The sequence below is a fragment of the Pirellulales bacterium genome, assembly GCA_035533075.1.
Lineage (GTDB): Bacteria > Planctomycetota > Planctomycetia > Pirellulales > JAICIG01 > DASSFG01.
On sequence record DATLUO010000091.1, the window covers coordinates 54,572 to 75,024 of the forward strand.

The following is a 20,453-nucleotide window of genomic DNA, read 5'->3' on the forward strand; positions in this document are numbered from 1 at the left end:
CACGTGGCATCGAAAAGCGACCTCAAATCCGACTCGAACCAAAGCGATCGATCATTCCACAAGCGAGCAGCAAGTTCAGTCGCGCTGCGACGGCTCACAGAGCGAGGCAAATGGCGTAGGGTGGGACCAGCGAGCTTGCGAGCGCCGGCCCACCGATTTGAGGCGTCAGGTTTCAGGCGTCACGCGTCAGGACAAACAGCTGATGCCTGATGCCTGCTGGTGGGCCGGCGCTCGCAAGCTCGCTGGTCCCACCCTACCATTGGTGCAGCAATGAACGCAACGCCCTCAAGTCCGCTCATCTCGCCTTCGCACCTGGACCATCTCTGGTTTCAGGTGACGGGCACGCGTTGCAACCTGACCTGCCGGCACTGCTTTATAAGCTGCAGCCCAAAGAACGACCGTTTCGGATACCTGTCGTTCGACGAAGTCCAGCGGCGGCTGGAAGAGTCGCGCGCCCTGGGCGTGAAGGAATACTACTTCACCGGTGGCGAGCCGTTTCTGCACCCCGAGATGGTGCGGATGCTCGTCGAGACGCTGCGGTTCGGTCCCGCCACCGTGCTGACCAACGGCACCGTGCTGAAGAACGAGTGGCTCGTGTCGCTGGCCGAGGCCGAGCGAGGCAGCTTGTATAGTCTGGAGTTCCGCGTGTCGATCGACGGTTTTTCGGCCGAGACGAACGACCCCGTGCGGGGCGAGGGAACGTTCGAGCGGGCCATGCGGGGCGTGATGCAACTTGTCGAGCACGGGTTTCTGCCGATCATCACCGCGGCCCGCGTCTGGTCCGATGCGGACGAGGATGAAGTCGTCGGCCAGTTTATCAAAATGTTGCAAGCGCGAGGTTACGAGCGACCCCGGCTGAAGATATTACCCGTGCTGCGGTTGGGAGCGGAAGTCGAGCGGACGCACGGCTACCACGACGCGCAGCGCGTCGACGCGCGGATGATGGAAGGCTTCGATCGCAGCCAGCTTGTGTGCGAGCACAGCCGCATCGTCACCGATCGCGGCGTTTATGTATGCCCGATCTTGATTGAATCGCCCGAGGCCCGGCTGGGCGAGACCCTTTTGGAATCGCTGCAGCCGTATCCGCTGCGCCACGGTGCTTGCTACACTTGCTATCAGTATGGAGCGATCTGCTCCAATCCATCTATGGGAACAAGAACCACAAGCCGGTGGTGATGACGCCCTGCGTGGCGGCGCCGCGGATGCTAAGCGGAAAGGGACCCACGGTGTAGGGCGCACAGCTTCCGGGCCGGTACCAGCCGAGCGGATAGACGCATTCCCAAGGTGGTTCGACGCCCATCAGGTAGGGCAGGCAGGGCACCGTCACAAAGAAGGTCCCAGCCGAGATGATCGGCGTCAACAGGCCAAAGGTGTGACCATAGCGTTCGAGCTTCGGTTGCTCGAAGTAGAGCGGCTTGTGGCACAGCGACGATGCCTTCCAGGTGAAGGTAATCGGGGTGAAGTTGCGGGGCTGGAAGGGATCTTCGCTGAGCGCGCATTCCTGCGGAAACAGTCCCGGCTCGGCGGCGATGCGATGGTCGATCTGATTGATCGGTTTCAGGTCGCGCGGCGACGGACAGCGTTCGGGCTCGCCGGGGCCGGCCTCGGCATATTCTTCGCCCAGCGTCGGCAACTCCGATTCGGCTTGCCGCAAGTTCAGCCGCGGCGACCCCGGCAATTGCGACGCGTCTTCGTTCATCCCCTCGCGCTGGGCAAATTCGTCGGCGTCGAATTCCAGCTCTTGTTCGAGATCCTCGTCGCTGGCCGGTTCCTCCCCGTCAGCAACCGCGCCCTCTTCGCCTTCTTCATCCGGCACGACTTCGTCTTGGAAAGGATCGTTGGCCGGGTCGTCGGCCGGCGTCGAGAGCGACATCAGTTGGATCGCGCCCGTTTCGCCGCCCTCGTCGGCCTCGTGCAGCGCGCGGGCGACCCGCGGCGCGTGAAGCTTTGGACCTTCGTCGCTGGCTGTGGCGTTCCGCCCGCTGTAGGGAACGCCCTCTGTGGCGGTCCGCCATTTTAGCCCGGCGTTACCGGCAACCGGCCTGGCTGCGGCGGGCTTGGACGTGCGTGTCGACCAGCCGGCGGCCGCCGGAGCGTCGAAACTGTCCGCTCGGGCGATGTTGCCCGCGAGCATTGAGATGAGCGTCGCAGCTATGCCGCCCAACGCCCAACGCCCAACGCCTTCCCTGAACCCTGAACCCTGAACCCTGAACTCTCGCTCAATCGGCCTCTGCCAGCCCGTAGCTGGTACTGTAATTAGGCGCTTCCTGCGTAATCGCGATGTCATGGGGGTGGCTCTCCCGCACGCTGGCCGGTGATACTTGTATGAATCGTGCATCCCTGCGCAACTCCTCGATGTTGCGTGTCCCGCAATATCCCATTCCTGCCCGAAGCCCGCCCACGAGTTGATACACGTGGGCACTCAGCGGGCCGCGGAAGGGAACCCTTCCCTCGACCCCTTCGGGCACCAACTTGTCGTTCCTTCCGTCGCCCCGCTGCCGATAGCGTTCGCTCGAGCCTTTGACCATGGCCCCCATCGACCCCATGCCGCGGTAGATTTTGTAGGTGCGACCTTGATAGAGGATCATTTCACCGGGGCTTTCGCTCAGCCCGGCAAACAGTCCTCCGATCATCGCGCACGACGCTCCCGCGGCAATGGCCTTGGTCAGATCGCCCGAATAGCGGATTCCTCCATCGGCAATGATTGGTGTTTCGGTGTTCCTGGCCGCTTTCGCGGCATGATAAATCGCCGTGACCTGCGGCACGCCCACGCCGGAAATGACGCGCGTCGTGCAAATCGACCCCGGCCCGATGCCCACTTTGACGGCATCCGCTCCGGCGGCGATCAGGTCGCTGCAACCTGCCTCGGTTGCCACGTTTCCCGCGACAACGTCGATATCCCAGCGTTTCTTGATTTGTCGGACCGTCTCGATCACGTTGGCCGAGTGGCCGTGGGCACTATCGACCACGACCACGTCGACGCCTTTGGCAATCAGGCTTTCGACGCGTTCGTACTCATGCACCCCCACCGCGGCACCGACCCGCAGCCTCCCTTGCCTGTCTTTACAGGCGTTGGGGAACCGCCGCATTTTGTCGATGTCTTTGATGGTGATCAGGCCGGTCAGTTTGTTATTTTCGTCCACCAGCAAAAGTTTCTCGACCTTATTTGCCATCAGAATCTTTTCAGCTTCTTCAAGTGATACATTCCCCGTGGCCGTCACAAGATGTTCGCGGGTCATCACTTCGGCGATCTTCAGGTCGCTGCGCTCGAGAAACCGCAGATCGCGTTTGGTGAGAATTCCGGCCAGCTTGCCGCCGCCGGCCGTGATCGGCAGGCCCGACACGTTGAACTGATCCATGATCTCGCGTGCCCGGCTGACGGTCGCGTCGGGCGGCAGCGTGACCGGATCGAAGATGATGCCGTTGGCGCTGCGCTTGACCTTGTCGACCTCTTCGGTCTGCCGCTCGACCGACATATTCTTGTGGATCACTCCCAGGCCGCCTTCCTGTGCCAGGGCGATGGCCATGTTGCTCTCGGTCACCGTGTCCATCGGCGAGCTGAGCAGCGGCACATTGAGCTGGATGCGCTTGGTGAGATGGGTCGTCACGTCGCAATCGGCGGGCACGACCTCGCTGTAGCGGGGTTCGAGCAGCACGTCGTCGAAGGTGATGCCCGAATACGGGAGTTTGTCTTGCATTGGCGATGGTTTCGCTTTGGCTGCGTAATTCAGGGGAAACCCGTATTATTGCGCCGCGGGCCGGGATTGGCTAGCGGCGCTTCGGCACCATCAAAGAGTAGCGCAACGCGAACATCGTCTATCAGCCGAGCGAATTGGTGGGCACGTGGCGGACCGGCCGGCGCGGGATAGTCCCCGGCGAAGGAAGAGCACAGGATATGCACCAGCCACGTTGAGCGGTCGAGCCTGACGGTGGTATCATGCGGGGATGGAAGAACCGTCTTTCACCATCTACTTTCGGGGCGGCCCGCTGCACGGACGAAGCCGCGCGGGTGGTCTCGGATGTGGCGCCATCGCCAGAATCGGCGAGCGATATACGATCGCCACGAACGTAGATCGCGGCAGAATTTCAGCAATCCACGAGTACGAATTCACCCACGTCCAGGGGCCGATGATCGTCGCGCAATTCGTGAAGACCATTGAGATAAGCGAGGACACAGATCAGCCATCTTGGGGGCCGTGGCGGAGGAAGTAGCCTGAGCCACTGCCTAACACCCGCGCACTCCCCCAGGCACCCGAAACCGGGTTTTTATTTGACAGAGGGGGCAAATGGAATCATTACCCGTTGGCGTCGGGCGCCCTTTCCGCGCCACGTTTTCTGAGACGCGGCACCGCTGCTGGCCTCGATGTCTGACGCCTCGAACTAAGCGCTTTGCGGCAACCATCTAGGCTGTTGTGCCGGCTCCCAGGCAAACGTGTGAAGATAGACGATCGCGAAAGGGATTTCCGCCGTTGTTCCGTCGCTGAATAAAACCCGATGCACGAACTTTCCATGTTCGCCCAGAGCGACGTCGACCTCGTCGTACAGCCAGCACGGGGTCGAATCGACAAACGGCCAGCCCTTGGGAGCGGGACGGTGGCGGATCTTATCCCAAAGCACGTAATTCAACGACACCACTTCGCCATCGCGGCGCAACGACAGGACGCTGAAGGCCGACCAGACGGGAAGCGGTCTCGCCGAAAACCGCGGATCCGGCTCGATGTTTTCGTCCCACCCAGCAGCTCGCAGTCGTGAGGAAAAAGTTCCGAGAGACTCTTCACCTGCTGCGACATTTGGTCGCGGATGCGATCAAGATGTTCGTGGTAGGCCTTGATGGCGGATTCCCAGCACCGGTCCGCCTGGTCTGCGATATCGTCGTCCTGCGAGTTAAACCGCAGATAGAGCTCTGGCGTAAAAAACTTCATGCTCTGCTTTGCCATTTCCCGCTACGATGTCTTCCGAACATTCCTTAGCTTATCCGACGGCTTCGCCGATGACCACTCGCGTCGAATGCATGAATGCAGGCGACTTCGCCTCAATTGTTTCGCCATCAGGTCCAGAGGGCAAATGCCGCCCAAGCAAGCAACGCGCCGAGTGATCGGGCCGCCAGAAGGTACGAGACGTATTGGTGATTGGCGCGCGAAGTGCGTGTTATGGCACTGGGCTGCAACCCACAAATCAACAAGGAGACAGGGCAATGCGAGTCACAATCTTGTCGTGGCTATTGGTGGCGGGCATTCTGCCAGCAGCCGCTGTGTTGGCACAGGCGCCCGGCAACGGCGGCATCGGTCTGCCGAGCCCCAATGTGGGCACGGCGGGCCAGCAAGACATGACGGCAGGCGCCACGGTTGTCGGTGTTGGTCCGGGGGGCGGCATGCGAGGCGGGCAGGTGCCGGAGGCCATTGGGGCCAATTGGGCGACCACGAATTTCGGCGATCGAAGCATGGGGGCGACCATCACCGGCACCGGGCAGTTTGCCCGCGGCAGCATGACGCCCGGTGTCGGCAGCAATTTCACGACGGTCAACGGCCAGGACCGGCGGCCGGAGGCGGGCGCCGTGAGCTTTCAGTTTGGCCAGCCCAACCAACAGCTTCCCTATGGTCCGGGAGCCAATATCAACACGGCCGCCGGTAGAGACCTGGGACTGGAACATGCGGCGATCAACGGGGGCGCGAACGCCTTTAGCGGCGGGGGTTGGAGAATAAACGGCTTGGGGCCGCCTGGGGTCGGCTCCAATATGAGCACGGTGCCGGCCGGCAACCTCGGCCCGGAGGGTATTGCCGCCGCTACCAGCGTGAATGCCCGTCTCGGCGAGAACCGATTGGCGTACCAGCAGGCCGGCGGTCGCACGTGGGCGCGAGGCACCGTCAATCCGCAGCCCACGACGGGATACCGCGGCATCCCAGTGTCGGGCTGGGCGGGACATTACGGCAACCGCTTCTTTGGCAATGGATTCAACGGCGGCGGTTACAGCCCCTATGGGAGCGGCTATTTGGGCTACGGGTTTTACGGCAACAGCCTTCCAACAAACGGCGGGAGCGCCAACGCCTCCGGATTCACTCCCAGCGGCTTCAATGGCAATGCTTTTGCGCCCAGCGCCTCGAACGCCAACGGCTTCATTCCCAGCGGTTTCAACGGGAACGGCGGTTAGCGGGGCAAGGCGAGCTTGCGAGCGCCGGCCGACGGATTCGAGGCATCAGGTTCATGGCGACGAGGGCGTGGCAGGTGTCACGGTAGCGGCGACGGTTTGCCAACCAGATGTTTGACATCAGGGTTCATCCGCAGGCTCTAGCGGCAGTTCCGGTAATCGGGCTTGGCGCACAGCCGCGGCGGCGGCAGTGACCCATGTTTCGTTCATGGCCGCGTACCGGAAATCGGTGCATTGACAGGCCAGCGTCGCATAAAACGACGCCTCCGCGGCGACGCGCAGGCCGGGCCCGCGGAGCGAAAGACAAGATTTCGCCAGGTGGTCGGCCCGGGCCGCGATGTTCGGATCGCGCCGGACCGCCTGGCCATACAGTCGCCGTGCTTCGCCTTCATCCCCGGCATTGCAGCGGGCCGCGGCCAGCATGGCCAGCAACGCCGGGTTGTCCGGGTCGAGCTCGAGGGCACGTCGGAATTCCATGCTCGCTTGGCGCCAGTCGGCATGGCACGCTCGGACCAGGGCAAGTTGTTGCCAGGTGCCTGCCCGCCGCGGATCAATGGTCAGTGCCCGTTGGAAGTCGACGATGGCCGCTCGCTCGTGACCTTCCCAGCGGTGCGCCACGCCGAGGCTCGCGTAAGCCAGGTCAAAATGTGGGTCGAACTGGAACGCCGAGCGAAAGTGTTCTTTGGCCTGGCGCAGGCGACCGGACGTCAGGTCGAGCATTCCGAGACAGTGGTGAGCGACCGGATTCGCCGGCTCGACCCGCAGCGCGCGCTCCCAGAGCGCTTGCGGCGTTTTCCAATAGGAAACCTGGACGCGGCCGAGCCACAGACAAAGCGCGAGCGCCGCACAGGCCGTTGCCACCAGCGCCGCACGAGCAGCTCGGCCGGAGGCAATCGGGACGCCCCAGGTGATCGCCAGAAACACGCCGATGAGCGGGAGGTACGTATAGTGATCGGCCGCCGCCTGTTTGCCGACCTGGACCAGACCGATTACGGGCACCAGCGTTCCAAGATACCAAAGCCAGCCGACGAGCACCGCCGGCGTTCGGCGGACGCGCAGCACCGCGAGCGCGGTGATCCCGACCAGGCACAACGCCGAGGCGGCCACCGTCCAGCCATCGATCCGCCCCGTCGTCACGGGATAAAAGAAGGCCAAGTTGACGGGCCAGGCGGTCTTGAGCAGATAGTCGGCGTAGGTCACCACCGAATTCGCGACACGCCAGGCGAACGGAAACTGATCGAGAGGAATCACGGACCCGCCCGAGCGTTGCGCGAGGAACGTCACCACGCCCGACGCGGCCGACAGGGCCAGCAGCGGCAATTTTTCTGCCACGACACCACAAGGCCGGTTCTCGGATAGCCTGTCCAAGGGCCAGTAATCGAGAAGCAGCATGACACAAGGGAGCGTCACGAGCATCGGCTTTGCCATCAGGCCGATCGTCAAGGCCAACATGACCAGGCAATAACGGCCGACCGTCGGCTTCTCGGTGTATCGAACATAGGCCCACAGGCACAAAATCCCGAAAAATGTGCTCAAGAGGTCTTTCCGCTCGGAGATCCAGGCCACGGACTCCACGTGCAGCGGGTGCAGGGCAAACAGCGCGGCGACAAAGGCCGGCCTCCAGTCTTCGCCCGTCATCCGACGGAGCAACAAAAATAATCCCAGGGTGTTGGCTGAGTGCCAGCACAGGTTTGTGAAATGGTGTCCCTGCGCATCCACACCCCAAAGCTGAACATCCAGCATGTAAGATAGCCACGTCAGCGGATGCCAGTTCGACAGATGAAACGTTCGGAACGCCCACAACGCGCCGTTGGGGGTGAGCCCGTTGGAGACCGGGGCGTTATTAAACACGTATTCGCCATCGTCGAAATTGATGAACCCGCATTCGAGCACCGGGAGGTAGAGGGTCCAAGTGAGCGCCATCAGCGCCATGCCCAGCCGGAGGGCCGTACGTCGGCCCGCGAGAATCTGCTTGCCGGTGGGTCGTTTCGCGGTCGATCGTTTCATCAAGACAGGTCATCGGCTTGCCGGGTCGAGACGACTGGCCCGGCGTTGACGGCTGGCGATGTCGGGGGACACCATGCCGATCGGTGGCCGATTTGTCAATACCATTGGCTAATTCAGCCAGTTGGCGTTCATTGAGGTGCGCAAAGCTCTCATTGCGACGACGCGGCCGGAGAGGATGTCGCGGAAGAGGCCACGGTCGGCGGCGACGTCGGCGGGTTGAACGGATGCGCGACGTGGTTGGGACGCCAAGGTCCGGGTGAGGACGAACCGGGAGTGCGCGGTCCGAACCGGCCCAGCCACGAACTGTTGCGCGGCCGCACCCGGCCGTAGGTCACCAAAGAACCGTCCGAGGCCACTGGCGTCGTGGTTGCAGGCTGGCCGACCTGGGGCGTAGCAACGGATCCCGCCGAAGTCGATGCGGCAGCCTGCGCAGTGACCGCATCGGACTTGGCAGCGGCTTGCTCGGCCGCAGGCCATGCCGGTCGTGGTCGGGCGATCGCGGTCGGCAACCGCAGATCCGGCGGACCCGCCAATTCGATCGTCGCGGTGTCCATCCGCGGCCGGCTGGGTGCGGCAATTGGCTCTTGCCGTTGCGTCAGCTTCAACTCCGCGGCTTGCGTCGTCTCTGGGCCGTCGGCGGGATCCACGCCGGGCAACAATTGCTTCACCTGGTCGCTGAGGATGGCGCCGCCTTGCACCGGCGAGAAGCGGCAGATCAGGCTGACTTGCTTGGTCTCGCCGCCCACCGCGTCCCAGGGGATCCAAAAGCTATACGAATGACCCAGCTCCGATTTGCTGTAGTGCTTGTGGACTTGTTCCGCCGGGAAGACGAACTTGCGATCGGGTTTGGGATTGTCGGGGTCGTGGTGGGCCTCGTCGAAAGCATAGATCGCCAGCGACCCGGCGACTTTCACCGGCTTGCTGTCCGAATGCTCGTAGAACATCAGCCGCCCGCCAAAGCCGCGCATGGCGGCTTGTCCCGGCGAGGTCCGCACCGTGTCGGTCCAGAAGGCGACGATCTTCATCGGCGTGCGAAACTCGCCGGTCTTTCCCGTCAAGCTCGGCAGGTATTTTTGCACGTTGAACGACGAGCAGCCGCAGGCGGCCATCAGACAGGCGGCGGCAAGCGTAGGGTGGGACCAGCGAGCTTGCGAGCGCCGGCCCACCGTCGCGATTTTGGATTTTGGATTTTGGATTTTGGATTGTCTCACGGTTCGAACCTGGCTTCTCCGGGCGGGGCCTGATATTGCGCGGGCCGGACGTTTTGCTGCATGGCAGGTTGGGCGGCGGTCGGGCGGGGTTGTTCAACCGGCCGCGGTGGCACGGCGGACTGCATCGCCGGGCCCGGTCGGGCCGGAGCGCCGGCCAGACCCCGGATGCGCAGCTCATTACGCGGCCCGGCGCCTTGCGCCGCTGGAGGCGGCAAGGTCCGCTGCGGCGGAGCAATCATGGGGCCCGACCCGCGCGGCGACGACCGCTGAGCGGGCGGGGCGGGCCGGTTCGGCATGCCCGGCGGCGGCGGCACTTGCTCCGCGCCCATCGTGCCCCCGGTTGGATCCATATCGGGATAGATCGTCGGCACCTCCGAGTCGAGCCAATCATCGGTCTTGTTGCGCAGGCCCGCCTCGCCGTGCATCTTCCGCACGTCGCTCAGGCACCAGCTTATGCGTCCCGCCTCGATCCGCTTTACGCGGTCGGCGTCCCCCTCGTTGCGCACGATGTGCGGCGTCATGATCACCAGCAGCTCCGCCTTGGCGTAGTTCTGATAGTCGTAGCGGAACAAGCGGCCGAACAGCGGAATCTCCGACAAGCCCGGCACCCGCCGCTGAATGGTCTGATTCGTCTGCGTAATCAGGCCGCCGAACACCACCGTCTGTCCGTCCATGGCGCTGATGGTCGTTTGGGCCTGTGTGATGTCGACATACGGTTGCCGTAGCACCTGACCCAGCGCGCCGAAGCCGACCGGAATGCCCGCCGCCAATGGTCCCAGCGCCGACTTCTCGGCGTCGATTTCCATCACCACCAAACCATCGGGCGTAATACGCGGAGTGACCGCCAGAATGATGCCGACGTTTCGGTATTGCACGCTGCTGGTGGCGGCGACCGCGCCGATGGTCGAGCCGCCCAACATGGGCACCGACTGCCCGACTTGCACATAGGCCGGCTGATTGTCGAGCGTCATAATCTGGGGCCGGCTGAGAACATCGAGGCGGTCGCGCTCGCGCAGCGCCCGCAGCAGGAAGTTCACCGTGTTGCTCGACAGGCTCAGCACCAGACCGCCGTAACCGAGATTATTGTCGACTCGCCCCATACCAAAGTTCGACAGCGCCTGGTTGCCCAGCGCGGCGGCCGTGGACAGCGACGTCGCGCTGCCGCTGTTGGGCATCACGATTCCCGCGGTCGTCGCGGTGCCCGCGGCATTCGTTGTTTGCAGCGTGGCGTTGTTGAAGTCGAAGCCGGGCGTGTTGTTGGCGCCGACGATGGTTTGGTTATTGGCGGTGATCGTGCCGCCGCCGGCCACCGCCTGCGTACTCGAGCTGCTGATGAGGCTGAAATTCGACAGCAGGCCGCGGTCGAACATCACGGAGTTCTGCAGGCCGGCCTCGATGCCGAACTCGTCGGTGTTGTTCAGCGTGACCTGGGCGATGAGCACCTGGATCATGACCATCGGCGCCCGCATGTCGAGCTGCTTGACGATCTTATCGATTTCCTCATAAAACCGGGGAGTGGCGCTGACGATCAGGCTGTTGGTGACGATTTCCGGCACGACCACCACTTCGCGCTCGATTTTCTCGAAGGGGCTCATCAGGCCCGGCGCCGTCTGCTGCGTCTGCCGTTCTTTTTGCAGATACTCGTTTAGCGCCAAGGCCACATCGAGCGCGGGCGCGTTCTTCAGCTTGTAGACGACGCTGCGGCGGTCGCGCACGTCGCTGTCGTCGAGCCGCAGCAGGATCGCTTCGACGACGACGAGGTCCGACGCCGACCCCGAAGCGATAATGCTGTTGGTGCGGGCATCGACCGAGAACCGCAACGGTACGCCGGCCCCTTCTTCGGCCGTGACCTGCGGAGGCCCGGCCTGTCCACCGGCGGCGATGGCGCTTCCGCCGCTGACCTGGAACAGGTCTTCCAGCATGGTCACCATGCTGGTGGCGTCGCCGTTGAGCAGCGTGAAGACCTTGATCTGCGCCGGCACCGCGTTGCGCTGGTCGAGCTGGGCGATCAGGGCCGCGATCAACTCGAGACTGTCGGCCGGCGCCGAGACGACAACCGTGTTGGTTTTGAGGTCGGCGGTGATGCGGGTATCGCCGAGATGTCCGACGCTGAGCTGCTTGCGGCCTTGCTCGTCGACGGTCAGGAACCGCAACATGACCGACTTCGTTTCTTGCGGCGCGGCGGGTTGGCCCTGCGCTTGTGTCGCCTGCGGGCCGGCTTGCGGCGGCTGTGCGGCGGCCGGCTGCTGTTGAAACTGGGCGGGCGGGCCGCCTTGCCCGCCCTGCCCGCGCTGCCCTCCCGGCTGTTGCTGGAATTGGCCGCCGCCCTGCTGCGCTCCCTGTTGAGCGCCTTGCGGCGCCGCCTGCACGGCCGCGCTCAACAGCGCCGCTACTTCGCCCGCCGAGGCGTAACGCAGCCGAAACAGCCGCAGTTCGTTCACCGCCGCGCTTCCGGGTGAATCGAGCTGCTTGACAAGTTTGCCCACTTCGATCAGGTCGCGCGGACCGGCCTGAACGATGAGCGCGTTGGTCCGCGCATCGGGAGTCACGCGCAGCCGCACCCCCAAGCCGGAATTGAAAGTGCCGAACGTCGTGTTGAGCGTGGTGGCGGCGACCGCGGCCGTGGCGTACCGCAGGTGGAAGACTTCGAACTGGCTGGTCGGGCCGCCGGGCTGGTCGAGCCGCGCGATCAGATCGACCAGGCTCTTGACGCTTTCGGCGCGGCCGATCAACAGCAGCGCGTTGGGATGGATCAACGGCGTAATGCTCACGCGCCCCTGACGCGGCGCCAACTCCGTGCCATACAGCGGCTCGATCACGTCGCTCATGGCTTCGCTGCCGATGTGCTTGAGCGGGTAAAGCTCGATCACCGGCTCCGTCTCGACGCTCAGCCGCTCGATCTCTTCGATGATTTCCATCACCCGCTCCACGTCGCGCTGGCTGCCGCGGACGATGATCGCTCCCAGGTCGGGTATCTGTTCGATCTCCACGTCGCCCGACAATGCGCCGTGTTCGTCTTCTTCTTCGTCGGGCATCGCTTCATTCATCTCGGGTGTACCGCGCGGGGCCGGCGGGTCGTTGGGTTGCGCCTGGTCGGCCTCGGCGTCTGCGGCCTGCTTGGGCTGAAAGAGACGCGCCACCAACCGCGAGGAACCGCCGCTCAGCGTTCGATCGCCCTTGGAGGCGACGGCAACCAGCGCCTGCCGCACATAAGGCGAGCCGGGGCCGCGCAAGGCGATGACGCGCGTGCGGCGGGCCGTTGCCAGCGGCTCGGCGTCGAGGGCTTCGATCAGCCGCGCCGTATGACGGGCCGGTTCCGCCGGACCCCGCACGATGACTTTCGAGGCATCTTTCTCGATGTGGATCTCCAGCGGCGTGTGGCCCGGCATTTGAATGATGTAACTGGTGACGTCTTCGTTCGTCGTGACCAGCGGCGAGAGACGATTGCCGAACAGCGACTTAAGGCGGTCGGGCAAATCTTTGGCCGCCGCGTGTTTGAGCGGAAGGGCCATCGTTTCGACGACGGTCTCACGGGATTGTGCGCCGCCGCCCACCGGCTTCGCGACAAGCCGTTGCACTTCGTTATAGGGCCAGGGCGCCGGCGGCGGGGCCCCTTGGCGTCTCGCATGCGATCGCGTTTTCGCGGCCGCCGAAAACGACGCTTGCACATTGCGACTGGGCTGCGTCTCGACGTTGGCCCTCGTAGCGTAAGCGTCCTCGCTTGCGTCGGCCCGCGTGCCGCCTGACGCCGGACGTCGATCGAACGTCGCCACCAACTCATGCACCCGCTGTCGGACCGCGCCGGATGCGCGCACCAACAGCCGGTTGCGCTGCGCGTCGATCACGACTTCCGCCCGTTCGCCTTGCAGCGACAGGGTGCGTTCCACGAGCGCCGCGACGCCCGCCGCAGGCGTTTGCCTGATCTGGAAAACCACGAATCCGTTCGTCGCGCCGGCTTGACAGTATGCCGTGGATGGTACGGCGAGTAGCGAAACGCAAAACAGGGCTACCGCGATGCGCTTCGATCGGGCGGCGACTTGCCTGCTCGTGATGGGTAGGCGAAGCACGATGTGAATCCGCTCAGGGGTTTTAGCCGGGGAGCGGCACGCCCGAAGTGCCGGTAAACTCTACGCGAGAGGAATAATCGGCTGAATCTGCCTAGCTCTCCAACAAAACGCTCCGGCCAGCACTGTTATTGCGGCGGGAATTCCCTCGGCGCGGGAAAACCACGTCGACCGAAACCTCCCCGTCTGCCTCGCTCTTCCGCAAAGCTCTTGCCCAGCGCCACCTGCCGCTTGCGCCCGCCGGCCTCGATCTCGACCGAATGCGGGTCGATCTGCGAAACCGTGGCCTTCTCCTTGCCCACGTCGAACGTCTCGCCTTGGCTCAGCTTCAAGGTCTTGCCGCTGCTGCGCAGATTGATCCACACCTGGTATTTGCCCTCCTTTTCCACAACCGCCGTGAGGTAAATGTCGGCGGCAGGATCGCTCTCTTCAGTGCGCGAATAGGGGGAAAAGAAGTTCCGCTCGGTGATGGTCTTGCTGTAGTTCGCGACTTCCTGGAACGCCAATCGATCGGCTTTGGCGTCGGTGAGCCGATCGGAGCGGTCGCCGCCCGGCAAAACCAAGGCCTCGATGGCCAGCGCGATCTCGTATTTTTGGCCCTCGGTTCGCGGCCCGTCGCGTCCAAAGCCGGGGAAACCGCCCCTGCCGCCGAAGCCTCTAGGGCCGCCGAATCCGCCAGGGCCGCCGAATCCGCCAAAACGCGTGTTCGGCACGCCGCTCGGTGCTCCGGGTGCGGCGGCGGCAGTCTGACCCGCAGTCCCGGCGGGAGCTGCCGTGGGCAGTGCGGTGCTGGCCACGGGCGTCAGCGCAAATTGGCGAATGTAGTGCAGGTGGTTGGCCTGGTAGAAATCGAAGAGGAACTGCACGACCTGCTCCATCGTGCCCTGACCGCGGACGTTGACCGGCACCTTCACGTAGATGCCCGGCTTGGGTATATCGGCGCCGACCGTGACGTCGGCCTTTTCCAGGCGCGTGCGCTCCATCAGGCCGGCGAGCCAGTTTTTGTAAAGCGATCGCGCCAGATCGACGTCGGTGGGCAAGCTGCGGTCACGCCAGGCATCGAGCTTCTTGCTCGCCTTTTTGCCCCGCAGCACGGCCACGTTCTTGTCGGCGATTTCGTGATTCAGGGCGTCGATGCGAGTCTGCCGCTCGTCGAACAGCGATTGCACGTAATTGTAGCCGAACTGCACCGCCGCCAACGTCACCAGCGTGCCGGCGCCCCACGCCAGAATCCGCTCGCGTTGATTAAGGGCCATCGGCTCTCTCCTGCCGGCCGAAACCCTCGCCCGGCCCGCCGAAACCTCCCGGAAAGCGGCGCTCGCTTGATTCGCCGGCCGCCTCCGCGGCGGCCCGTTTGCTCTCGGCGGCTTCCGCGTGCTTGCGGTAGCTCTCGCCCGATTCGGGTTTGACTGCGATGGTGGAGGTGAACTTCCACGAGTAGCCTTCGCGGCCGCTGTCCTGCTGCAGCTTGCGGCCTTGCACGGAGTGAAACTCGTCGCGCAGCGCGGATTCGAGCTGCGCGGCCGAGTTGGCGCCGCGCAGCAGCCCTTCCAGGTCGATCTGCCCCACCGCTCCGTTGGCGCTCATGTTCAAACGGCTGAGCAGCACGTCTCGCGCGGGCGGCATGTCGAGCGACAGCTCTCGCAGCTCGTCGAGCCAGTTCACGTCCGAATCGGCCCAGGCGCCCACCTCCTCGACGGCGCGCTGCAGATCCTTGGATTTGGTCACCACTTTGTCGAGGTTCTTCGACTCGCTGCCGAGCTTGGAAAGCTGATCGTCCAGCGCGCCCAACGAGCTCTCGAGCCAACTGAAGCCGGCCGCCAGCAGCACGCACGCCGCGGCGGCAGCCCAGATCACCGTTCGCCGGTGGTTTGGCGGCGGGGGCCGACGCCGCGGATTGAGAAAATCAACCGTGTGCCGCCGCTGTTCAGCCTCATCGAGCAGCATCCCCAGCACGGGCGCGAAGCGGCCGGGCGACGCCGGCAACGCCCGCTGCAAGCCCGGCGAAAGAGACAGCCCGCTGAAAGGATCAAACACGTGCGTAGCGATGCCAAGCTGTGTCTCGATCTCGGAAGCCAACTGGCTTTGCTCGTCGCCGCTGGCACAGAGGTAGATGGCTTCAACGGCGAGGCCGCCCGTCTGATTTCGGGCAGCCGCGGCCGTGCGGCGGATTTCGCCCACCAGCATGGTCTGGCCGGCGGGCGACGCCACGTCGCCCGACAGCTTGACTGTGCGCAGAAAGACGACTTCGTTGTCGACCAGCACCGTCAAGTCGGCGTCTTCGGCCAGCAGGTCGACCAGCAACTTCGCTTTGGCCACGGCTTCCCAACGAGCGCGGGCCAAGAGCGAGGCCGCGGCGCAAGGCCGCAGCACCAGCCTTTCAGGCGTGACTTTTGCCCGCGAACAGGTTTCGCGAATCTGCTTGACCAGGTCGGGCGAGACCGCCGCGGCGAGCACCTTGCGCGGCGCGCCGGGCGGTCCGGCGAGAGGAATGAAATCGAGCGGCCAGTCTTCGCCCAGCGAATGGAATTCGCGCACCGCCTGAAAGCGCACCAAATCGGGCAACTCCTCGTCGGGCGCCGGCGGCAGGGTAAGCTGCTTCAGCTCGATGCCCGCCCGGCCGACCGCCGTCAGCGCTTCGACACGGCCCCATCGCCGCTCGGCCAAGGCGGCGGCGATGGCGTCGCCAATCGCTTGCTCGGCCGCGGCGCCTTCGGCCCGCTCGGGCAGCGCGACGACAAACGCATCGTCGATCGTGGCGCCGCCCGCGCGCGGCGTAGCCACCGCCACGCGGGCCTCGCGGTTGTCCCACTCCAGTGCAAGTAAGCGAGCCATCGGTCAATTTTGGATTTTGGATTTTGGATTTTGGATTGCGCGGCGCCGCCGCGTCTTTTGAGAAGCGACGACCATCGCCAGGATTTGGCTCATCTCGTCCATGAGAGGTCCCAGACGCCTTTTGGAAATTAATCCGCTTTCTACAAGTAGCTCAAGCCAGTAAATCGACTCATCGGCTTCTTCTTCGACAATGGCCAACTTCGCGAGCATGTCCTTAGGCGACTTGGCCCGGCACACCGCGCGATAGTTGGCGCCCACGGAGGTGCCACTGCGGAGAAGCTGACGGCCAATGATATCCGCCGCGCGTCGCTCCGGCAGCGCTTCGACCAGCCGAATGACCCGTAGCGCCACCTTCTTCGTGCGGTCCTTGAATTGTGCTTCGTTCATCTTGCATTTCCAATCAAAAGACGGCTTCCTCGCCGCGCCTTCAATCCAAAATCCAAAATCGAAAATCCAAAATTGCGCCCCTCACGGTCCCAATACCGCTCGGCCGTACCCATTTCCCAGGTGCGTCATGTCTCTCCACAATAATAGCCGGGGAACCCGGCTGGTAGCGTCGATCACCACTTCCGCCCGGCTGGTCGGTCCCCCCTCCTCGAAAAAGCCGACCACTTGCGACCGAAAAACCCTGCCCGACGCGGTGATATAGGGCATCAACTGCTTCATCACGTCGAGCGATACCAGCCCCTCAAGATAAATCCACGTGGGATAGTTGCGGTTGCTGCCCAGTTGCATGCCGCTCGTCTGCTGCGCCGACGATAGAATCATGCTGGCCGTCGTGGGATCCATGCCCGGAATCGTCATCAGCACGGGCAGCGACGCGCAATTGATGTTGATCCGTCCCGGCACCCTCAAGGAGGGCACGATCGTCAGGTTGTCGAGCAACATGCCGACGTAACCGTTCATGGTCGAGGGCGTGGGATCGAACGGGCTGTTGACCACGCTGGCCTGCTGATCGCCCTGAAAGGTGACCTGCACTTTGCACCCCACCAGATCGAGCGGCGAGGCCAGCAAGGTGTTGCCCGGCAAGTTGAAGTTCGGCGATTTGCCGGCCGCCGACACCGTGGTTTGACTCCCTGTGACGGACTTGCCCTGCCGGTAGGAGATGATAAACGTGGCGATGTCGGCGCCGAGCACCGACGCGAGGGCCTGATGGAGCTGCTGGAGGTCGAGGGCGTTGACGTTGATCTTCGGCTGCCCGTCGGGGCGGAGGTTCGACTCGCAACTATAGACGGTGAGATAGGCGGACCAACCCTGGTTCATGCTCCCGCTGAAGGCCGAAGACCCGCCGGCGCTGGAGCCGCCGGCGCTGGAGCCGGAGCTCGAAGAGCTTGAGGGACCGCTCGCCGCCATGTTGCCGATGGTCGTTTCGCCCGGCCCGATCGAGCTGTTGTGGTCGAGATCGCCGCCGTAGAGCAACTGCGGCGTGACGCCTTTGACCAGCAGCAGCTCTTCGACCGACTCGAAGGGACCGTTCTTGGGTGCGTAATTGTAACTGGAATAATAGTCTCGCTCGGCCCCGTAGGTGCGCGGCACGTCGTCGGGATCGAGCCAGTCGAGGATGGCGTCGGCGATGTCGATCGTCATGCCGGGCAAATAAAGCAGGGCCTGCTCCGCCGTGACGGGGGTTGACGAACTCGACGAGCTGCTGCCAGACGCGCCGCCGCTCGACGACGACGTTCCGCTCGACGACGAGCCCGATGAACCGCCCGACATGGAGCCTCCGCTTGACGAGCCGCCGCTCGACGAGCTTCCAAAGGTCAGGCCGCCCGACGAAGCTTGCGTCGCGCCCACCGCCTCGGCCGCCAGAGACTGCCAGGTGGGGTCGATCAAGAGCAGGGTATTCAGATTGAGCCGGCCCGATTCATCCTCCAGGCCATAGCGGACGCCGTTGATGGTTCCCATCTGCATATTCGGCGCGAGCACCGAGAAGCGTCCGCGATCGCGTGGCACGTCGGCATCCACGACGAGTTGACTGTGGAACAGAGTCGTGTTGTTGTGCCAGCCGCCCGCCTGCTCGATGCCGCCCGGCTGGGCCAACTGCTGCTCGATCCAGGCGACGCCCGAATCGACCAGGGCGCGGGACTGCACGGCGCGGCCGTGCGCCCAGGCCGCTTCGCGTTCCGCCATCATGAGCTGCGCGAAGGTATAGCCGGCGAGCGTCAGCATGACGATCGCCACCAGCACGATGATCAGCACCATGCCGTCGCGGCGAGGTCGGTCAGCGTATCGCCGTAAGGTGGGACCAGCGAGCTTGCGAGCGCCGGCCCACCGATCGCGAGGTCTTCCACGGTGGGCCGGCGCTCGCAAGCTCGCTGGTCCCACCTTACCCTTGGCAAGTGGTCTCATCAAAATGTCCCCGTCCCCGTCGTGGTACTCGACGAACTGGAACCGCCGCTACCGGTCATGGACGACATCGCGCCGACCCAGGCGGGCATCGGCCGCCAGGCGGCCGGCGCAACCACCAGCTCATAGGTGACCACGTTTCGCTGGTCGATGAGCGAGACCGCCTCGTTGTCGGCGGGCTCCAGTGCGTCGGCCAAAAACGCAACGCGGATCTTCACGGCTTTCGGCAGGCCGTACCGCTGGCGAGAATCCCAGGTCGACTGATAGCCGCTGCCGTTGGAGTATTGCAATTCGATGCGGGCGACTTCGGGCGCCAGGGCTTCGGGCGAAGAGAACGCCGTGGAGGACGAGTTCCCGCCGCTGGTGGCCGATACGCTGCTGGCGCGCGAAATCTCTCGCCGCAGCAGGCCCTTGCCACCTCCGCCGCCGGCCACCGACGTGGCGGCCGACTGCGGCATGCCCGATCCACCCGCCATGTAATAGGTCACGGTCTTCACGTCGCTCGACTGGCTGCCGCCTTGCGACGTGCCTTGCATGCCCTGGGCAATCATCATCTGATCGGCCCGCGGCAAACGGCTGACATCGACCTGCAACCAATTCGGGCCGCCAAACAGGCCGGGCATGATCGGCGTGGCATACATCATCGCCGCCTGCGAAAGGTTCTGCGTGGTGGTAATCGTCGTCGAAGCGCTGCTGCTACCCGATCCTCCTCCTCCACCGCCGCCACCGCCGCTTCCTCCTCCTCCGCCCCCGGATCCAGACGAAGTCGTCGAAGACGTGCTGGTGGTGGACGTCGTGATGGTGGTGGACGTCGTGCTGGTGGTCGAGGTGGTGCCGGTGGAACTTGTGGTCCCGCTGGAACTGCCGCCCGACGAGCTAGAGCCGCTGGAACCGCCGCCACCGCTCGAACTTCCACCCGACGAGCCTCCGCCGGACGAGCCGCTTCCCGATGAGCTGCCTCCGGATCCGCCTCCGCTGGAGGCCATGCTTGTCCCACTCGAGCTAGAGTTGCTGGCACCGCCCTGGGAGGAACTGGGCGGCGGAACGACCATGGCATTGGGGTCGATGGGCTCGTACCAGACGGCCGCGCGCACGTCGTCGCCGATGCGCTTCAACAGGGCGCGGGCCAGTTGCGCCCGCGCCACGTCGACGCGGCCGCTGTCGCTGGCCTTGAGTTGGGTGCGAATGGCCATCGCCAACACGCCGATCAAGACGCTCGACAAACCGAGCGCCAAAAGAACCTCGAGCAGCGTAAAGGCGGCACGACGATGCCGGGAGAGAACGCGGTGGGGAGCGGGAGAATTGCAATTTGCAATTGGGATTCTTCTCATCAATAGACTCCTGTGCCCAACATGGTCGACGAGGTCGAAGACGTGGAGTTGCCGGTGCTCGACGGCAGGCTTTGCTCCGCCGACTGCTGGGCCAGCACTAACGACGGGTCTCGCAGCCAGCGGACCAAGATGCACCGGACGGGCCGCGCCTGCTGCTCGCGGCTTTGTTCCACCGTGACCCGCAAAGTGAGCAGGCCCGACTGACTCCCGCCGCCGGCTCCCGAGGTTGGCATGCTCGACGGTTCGATGGAATACAACCAGCCGGGCACTTCGGGAACAGGTGATTGCCCCGCCGACTGCGAGGGCAACTGCCCCGACTCGATCTGCTGAAGGATGCTTTCACACAGCAACACCGCCTGGCTGAGGTCGCGGGCCGTTTGGGCATTGCGCAGCCCTGTGCGGATCAACTCTCCCAGCACCGCGACGGATGCCGTGAGGATCGCCAATGCCAGCACGACCTCCAGCAACGAAAAGCCGCTCGCCTTGGCGAGTCCCGGCACGCCGGGCGGCCCTC

The 20,453-nt window shown here is 64.2% G+C and carries 14 protein-coding genes; 2 read left to right on the top strand and 12 right to left on the bottom strand.

Annotated elements, in window-relative coordinates; genetic code table 11:
* Positions 1-270: 270 nt before the first annotated feature.
* Positions 271-1,176 (top strand): radical SAM protein, encoded by a 906-nt coding sequence (locus VNH11_12320; protein ID HVA47144.1) that lies wholly within the window; start codon positions 271-273, stop codon positions 1,174-1,176.
* Here the strand turns inward: VNH11_12320 and VNH11_12325 are convergent.
* The 3 genes from VNH11_12325 to VNH11_12335 form a co-directional block, all read right to left on the bottom strand.
* Positions 1,145-2,134 (bottom strand): hypothetical protein, encoded by a 990-nt coding sequence (locus tag VNH11_12325; GenBank protein HVA47145.1) that lies wholly within the window; start codon positions 2,132-2,134, stop codon positions 1,145-1,147. The two genes, VNH11_12320 and VNH11_12325, sit on opposite strands and share 32 nt — an antisense overlap.
* A gap of 85 nt (positions 2,135-2,219) precedes the next feature.
* Positions 2,220-3,698: an IMP dehydrogenase gene (gene guaB / locus VNH11_12330; protein HVA47146.1), complete on the bottom strand. Its 1,479-nt coding sequence runs from the start codon at positions 3,696-3,698 to the stop codon at positions 2,220-2,222.
* A gap of 682 nt (positions 3,699-4,380) precedes the next feature.
* Positions 4,381-4,626 (bottom strand): hypothetical protein, encoded by a 246-nt coding sequence (locus VNH11_12335; GenBank protein HVA47147.1) that lies wholly within the window; start codon positions 4,624-4,626, stop codon positions 4,381-4,383.
* A 568-nt stretch (positions 4,627-5,194) separates the two neighbouring features.
* Here VNH11_12335 and VNH11_12340 point away from each other — a divergent pair.
* Positions 5,195-6,148 carry a hypothetical protein gene (locus tag VNH11_12340; protein ID HVA47148.1) on the top strand — a complete coding sequence of 318 codons (954 nt, stop codon included), beginning with the start codon at positions 5,195-5,197 and terminating at the stop codon, positions 6,146-6,148.
* Between the two features lie 117 nt (positions 6,149-6,265).
* Here VNH11_12340 and VNH11_12345 read toward each other — a convergent pair whose 3' ends face one another.
* The 9 genes from VNH11_12345 to VNH11_12385 form a co-directional block, all read right to left on the bottom strand.
* Positions 6,266-8,152, bottom strand: a complete 1,887-nt coding sequence (locus VNH11_12345; GenBank protein ID HVA47149.1) for a tetratricopeptide repeat protein — start codon at positions 8,150-8,152, stop codon at positions 6,266-6,268.
* A 149-nt stretch (positions 8,153-8,301) separates the two neighbouring features.
* Entirely contained in the window at positions 8,302-9,363 is a 1,062-nt protein-coding gene (locus VNH11_12350) for a hypothetical protein (GenBank protein ID HVA47150.1), read from the bottom strand.
* Positions 9,360-13,298 (bottom strand): secretin N-terminal domain-containing protein, encoded by a 3,939-nt coding sequence (locus tag VNH11_12355; protein ID HVA47151.1) that lies wholly within the window; start codon positions 13,296-13,298, stop codon positions 9,360-9,362. Before VNH11_12355 ends, VNH11_12350 begins: the two co-directional genes overlap by 4 nt.
* A 257-nt stretch (positions 13,299-13,555) precedes the next feature.
* Positions 13,556-14,683, bottom strand: a complete 1,128-nt coding sequence (locus VNH11_12360; protein ID HVA47152.1) for a hypothetical protein — start codon at positions 14,681-14,683, stop codon at positions 13,556-13,558.
* The gene (locus VNH11_12365; GenBank protein ID HVA47153.1) at positions 14,673-16,262 is read right to left on the bottom strand and encodes a hypothetical protein; all 1,590 of its coding nucleotides are present in this window, start codon (positions 16,260-16,262) and stop codon (positions 14,673-14,675) included. The genes VNH11_12360 and VNH11_12365 overlap by 11 nt, the downstream gene beginning before the upstream one ends.
* A 3-nt stretch (positions 16,263-16,265) precedes the next feature.
* On the bottom strand, positions 16,266-16,649 hold the full coding sequence (locus VNH11_12370; protein HVA47154.1) for a four helix bundle protein: 384 nt from the start codon (positions 16,647-16,649) through the stop codon (positions 16,266-16,268).
* Between the two features lie 81 nt (positions 16,650-16,730).
* The gene (locus VNH11_12375) at positions 16,731-18,464 is read right to left on the bottom strand and encodes a hypothetical protein (GenBank protein ID HVA47155.1); all 1,734 of its coding nucleotides are present in this window, start codon (positions 18,462-18,464) and stop codon (positions 16,731-16,733) included.
* 146 nt (positions 18,465-18,610) lie between these two features.
* Positions 18,611-19,939 carry a prepilin-type N-terminal cleavage/methylation domain-containing protein gene (locus VNH11_12380; GenBank protein HVA47156.1) on the bottom strand — a complete coding sequence of 443 codons (1,329 nt, stop codon included), beginning with the start codon at positions 19,937-19,939 and terminating at the stop codon, positions 18,611-18,613.
* Entirely contained in the window at positions 19,939-20,439 is a 501-nt protein-coding gene (locus VNH11_12385) for a prepilin-type N-terminal cleavage/methylation domain-containing protein (GenBank protein ID HVA47157.1), read from the bottom strand. The genes VNH11_12380 and VNH11_12385 overlap by 1 nt, the downstream gene beginning before the upstream one ends.
* Positions 20,440-20,453: the final 14 nt, after the last annotated feature.

Excerpts from the sequence above, each read along its gene's own strand:
- VNH11_12375 (HVA47155.1), bottom strand. The coding sequence starts at position 18,464 with ATGGTGCTGATCATCGTGCTGGTGGCGATCGTCATGCTGACGCTCGCC.
- VNH11_12325 (HVA47145.1), bottom strand. The coding sequence starts at position 2,134 with ATGCTCGCGGGCAACATCGCCCGAGCGGACAGTTTCGACGCTCCGGCG.
- VNH11_12380 (HVA47156.1), bottom strand. The coding sequence starts at position 19,939 with ATGAGAAGAATCCCAATTGCAAATTGCAATTCTCCCGCTCCCCACCGC.
- VNH11_12365 (HVA47153.1), bottom strand. The coding sequence starts at position 16,262 with ATGGCTCGCTTACTTGCACTGGAGTGGGACAACCGCGAGGCCCGCGTG.
- VNH11_12345 (HVA47149.1), bottom strand. The coding sequence starts at position 8,152 with ATGAAACGATCGACCGCGAAACGACCCACCGGCAAGCAGATTCTCGCG.
- VNH11_12370 (HVA47154.1), bottom strand. The coding sequence starts at position 16,649 with ATGAACGAAGCACAATTCAAGGACCGCACGAAGAAGGTGGCGCTACGG.
- VNH11_12360 (HVA47152.1), bottom strand. The coding sequence starts at position 14,683 with ATGGCCCTTAATCAACGCGAGCGGATTCTGGCGTGGGGCGCCGGCACG.
- guaB (HVA47146.1), bottom strand. The coding sequence starts at position 3,698 with ATGCAAGACAAACTCCCGTATTCGGGCATCACCTTCGACGACGTGCTG.
- VNH11_12320 (HVA47144.1), top strand. The coding sequence starts at position 271 with ATGAACGCAACGCCCTCAAGTCCGCTCATCTCGCCTTCGCACCTGGAC.
- VNH11_12340 (HVA47148.1), top strand. The coding sequence starts at position 5,195 with ATGCGAGTCACAATCTTGTCGTGGCTATTGGTGGCGGGCATTCTGCCA.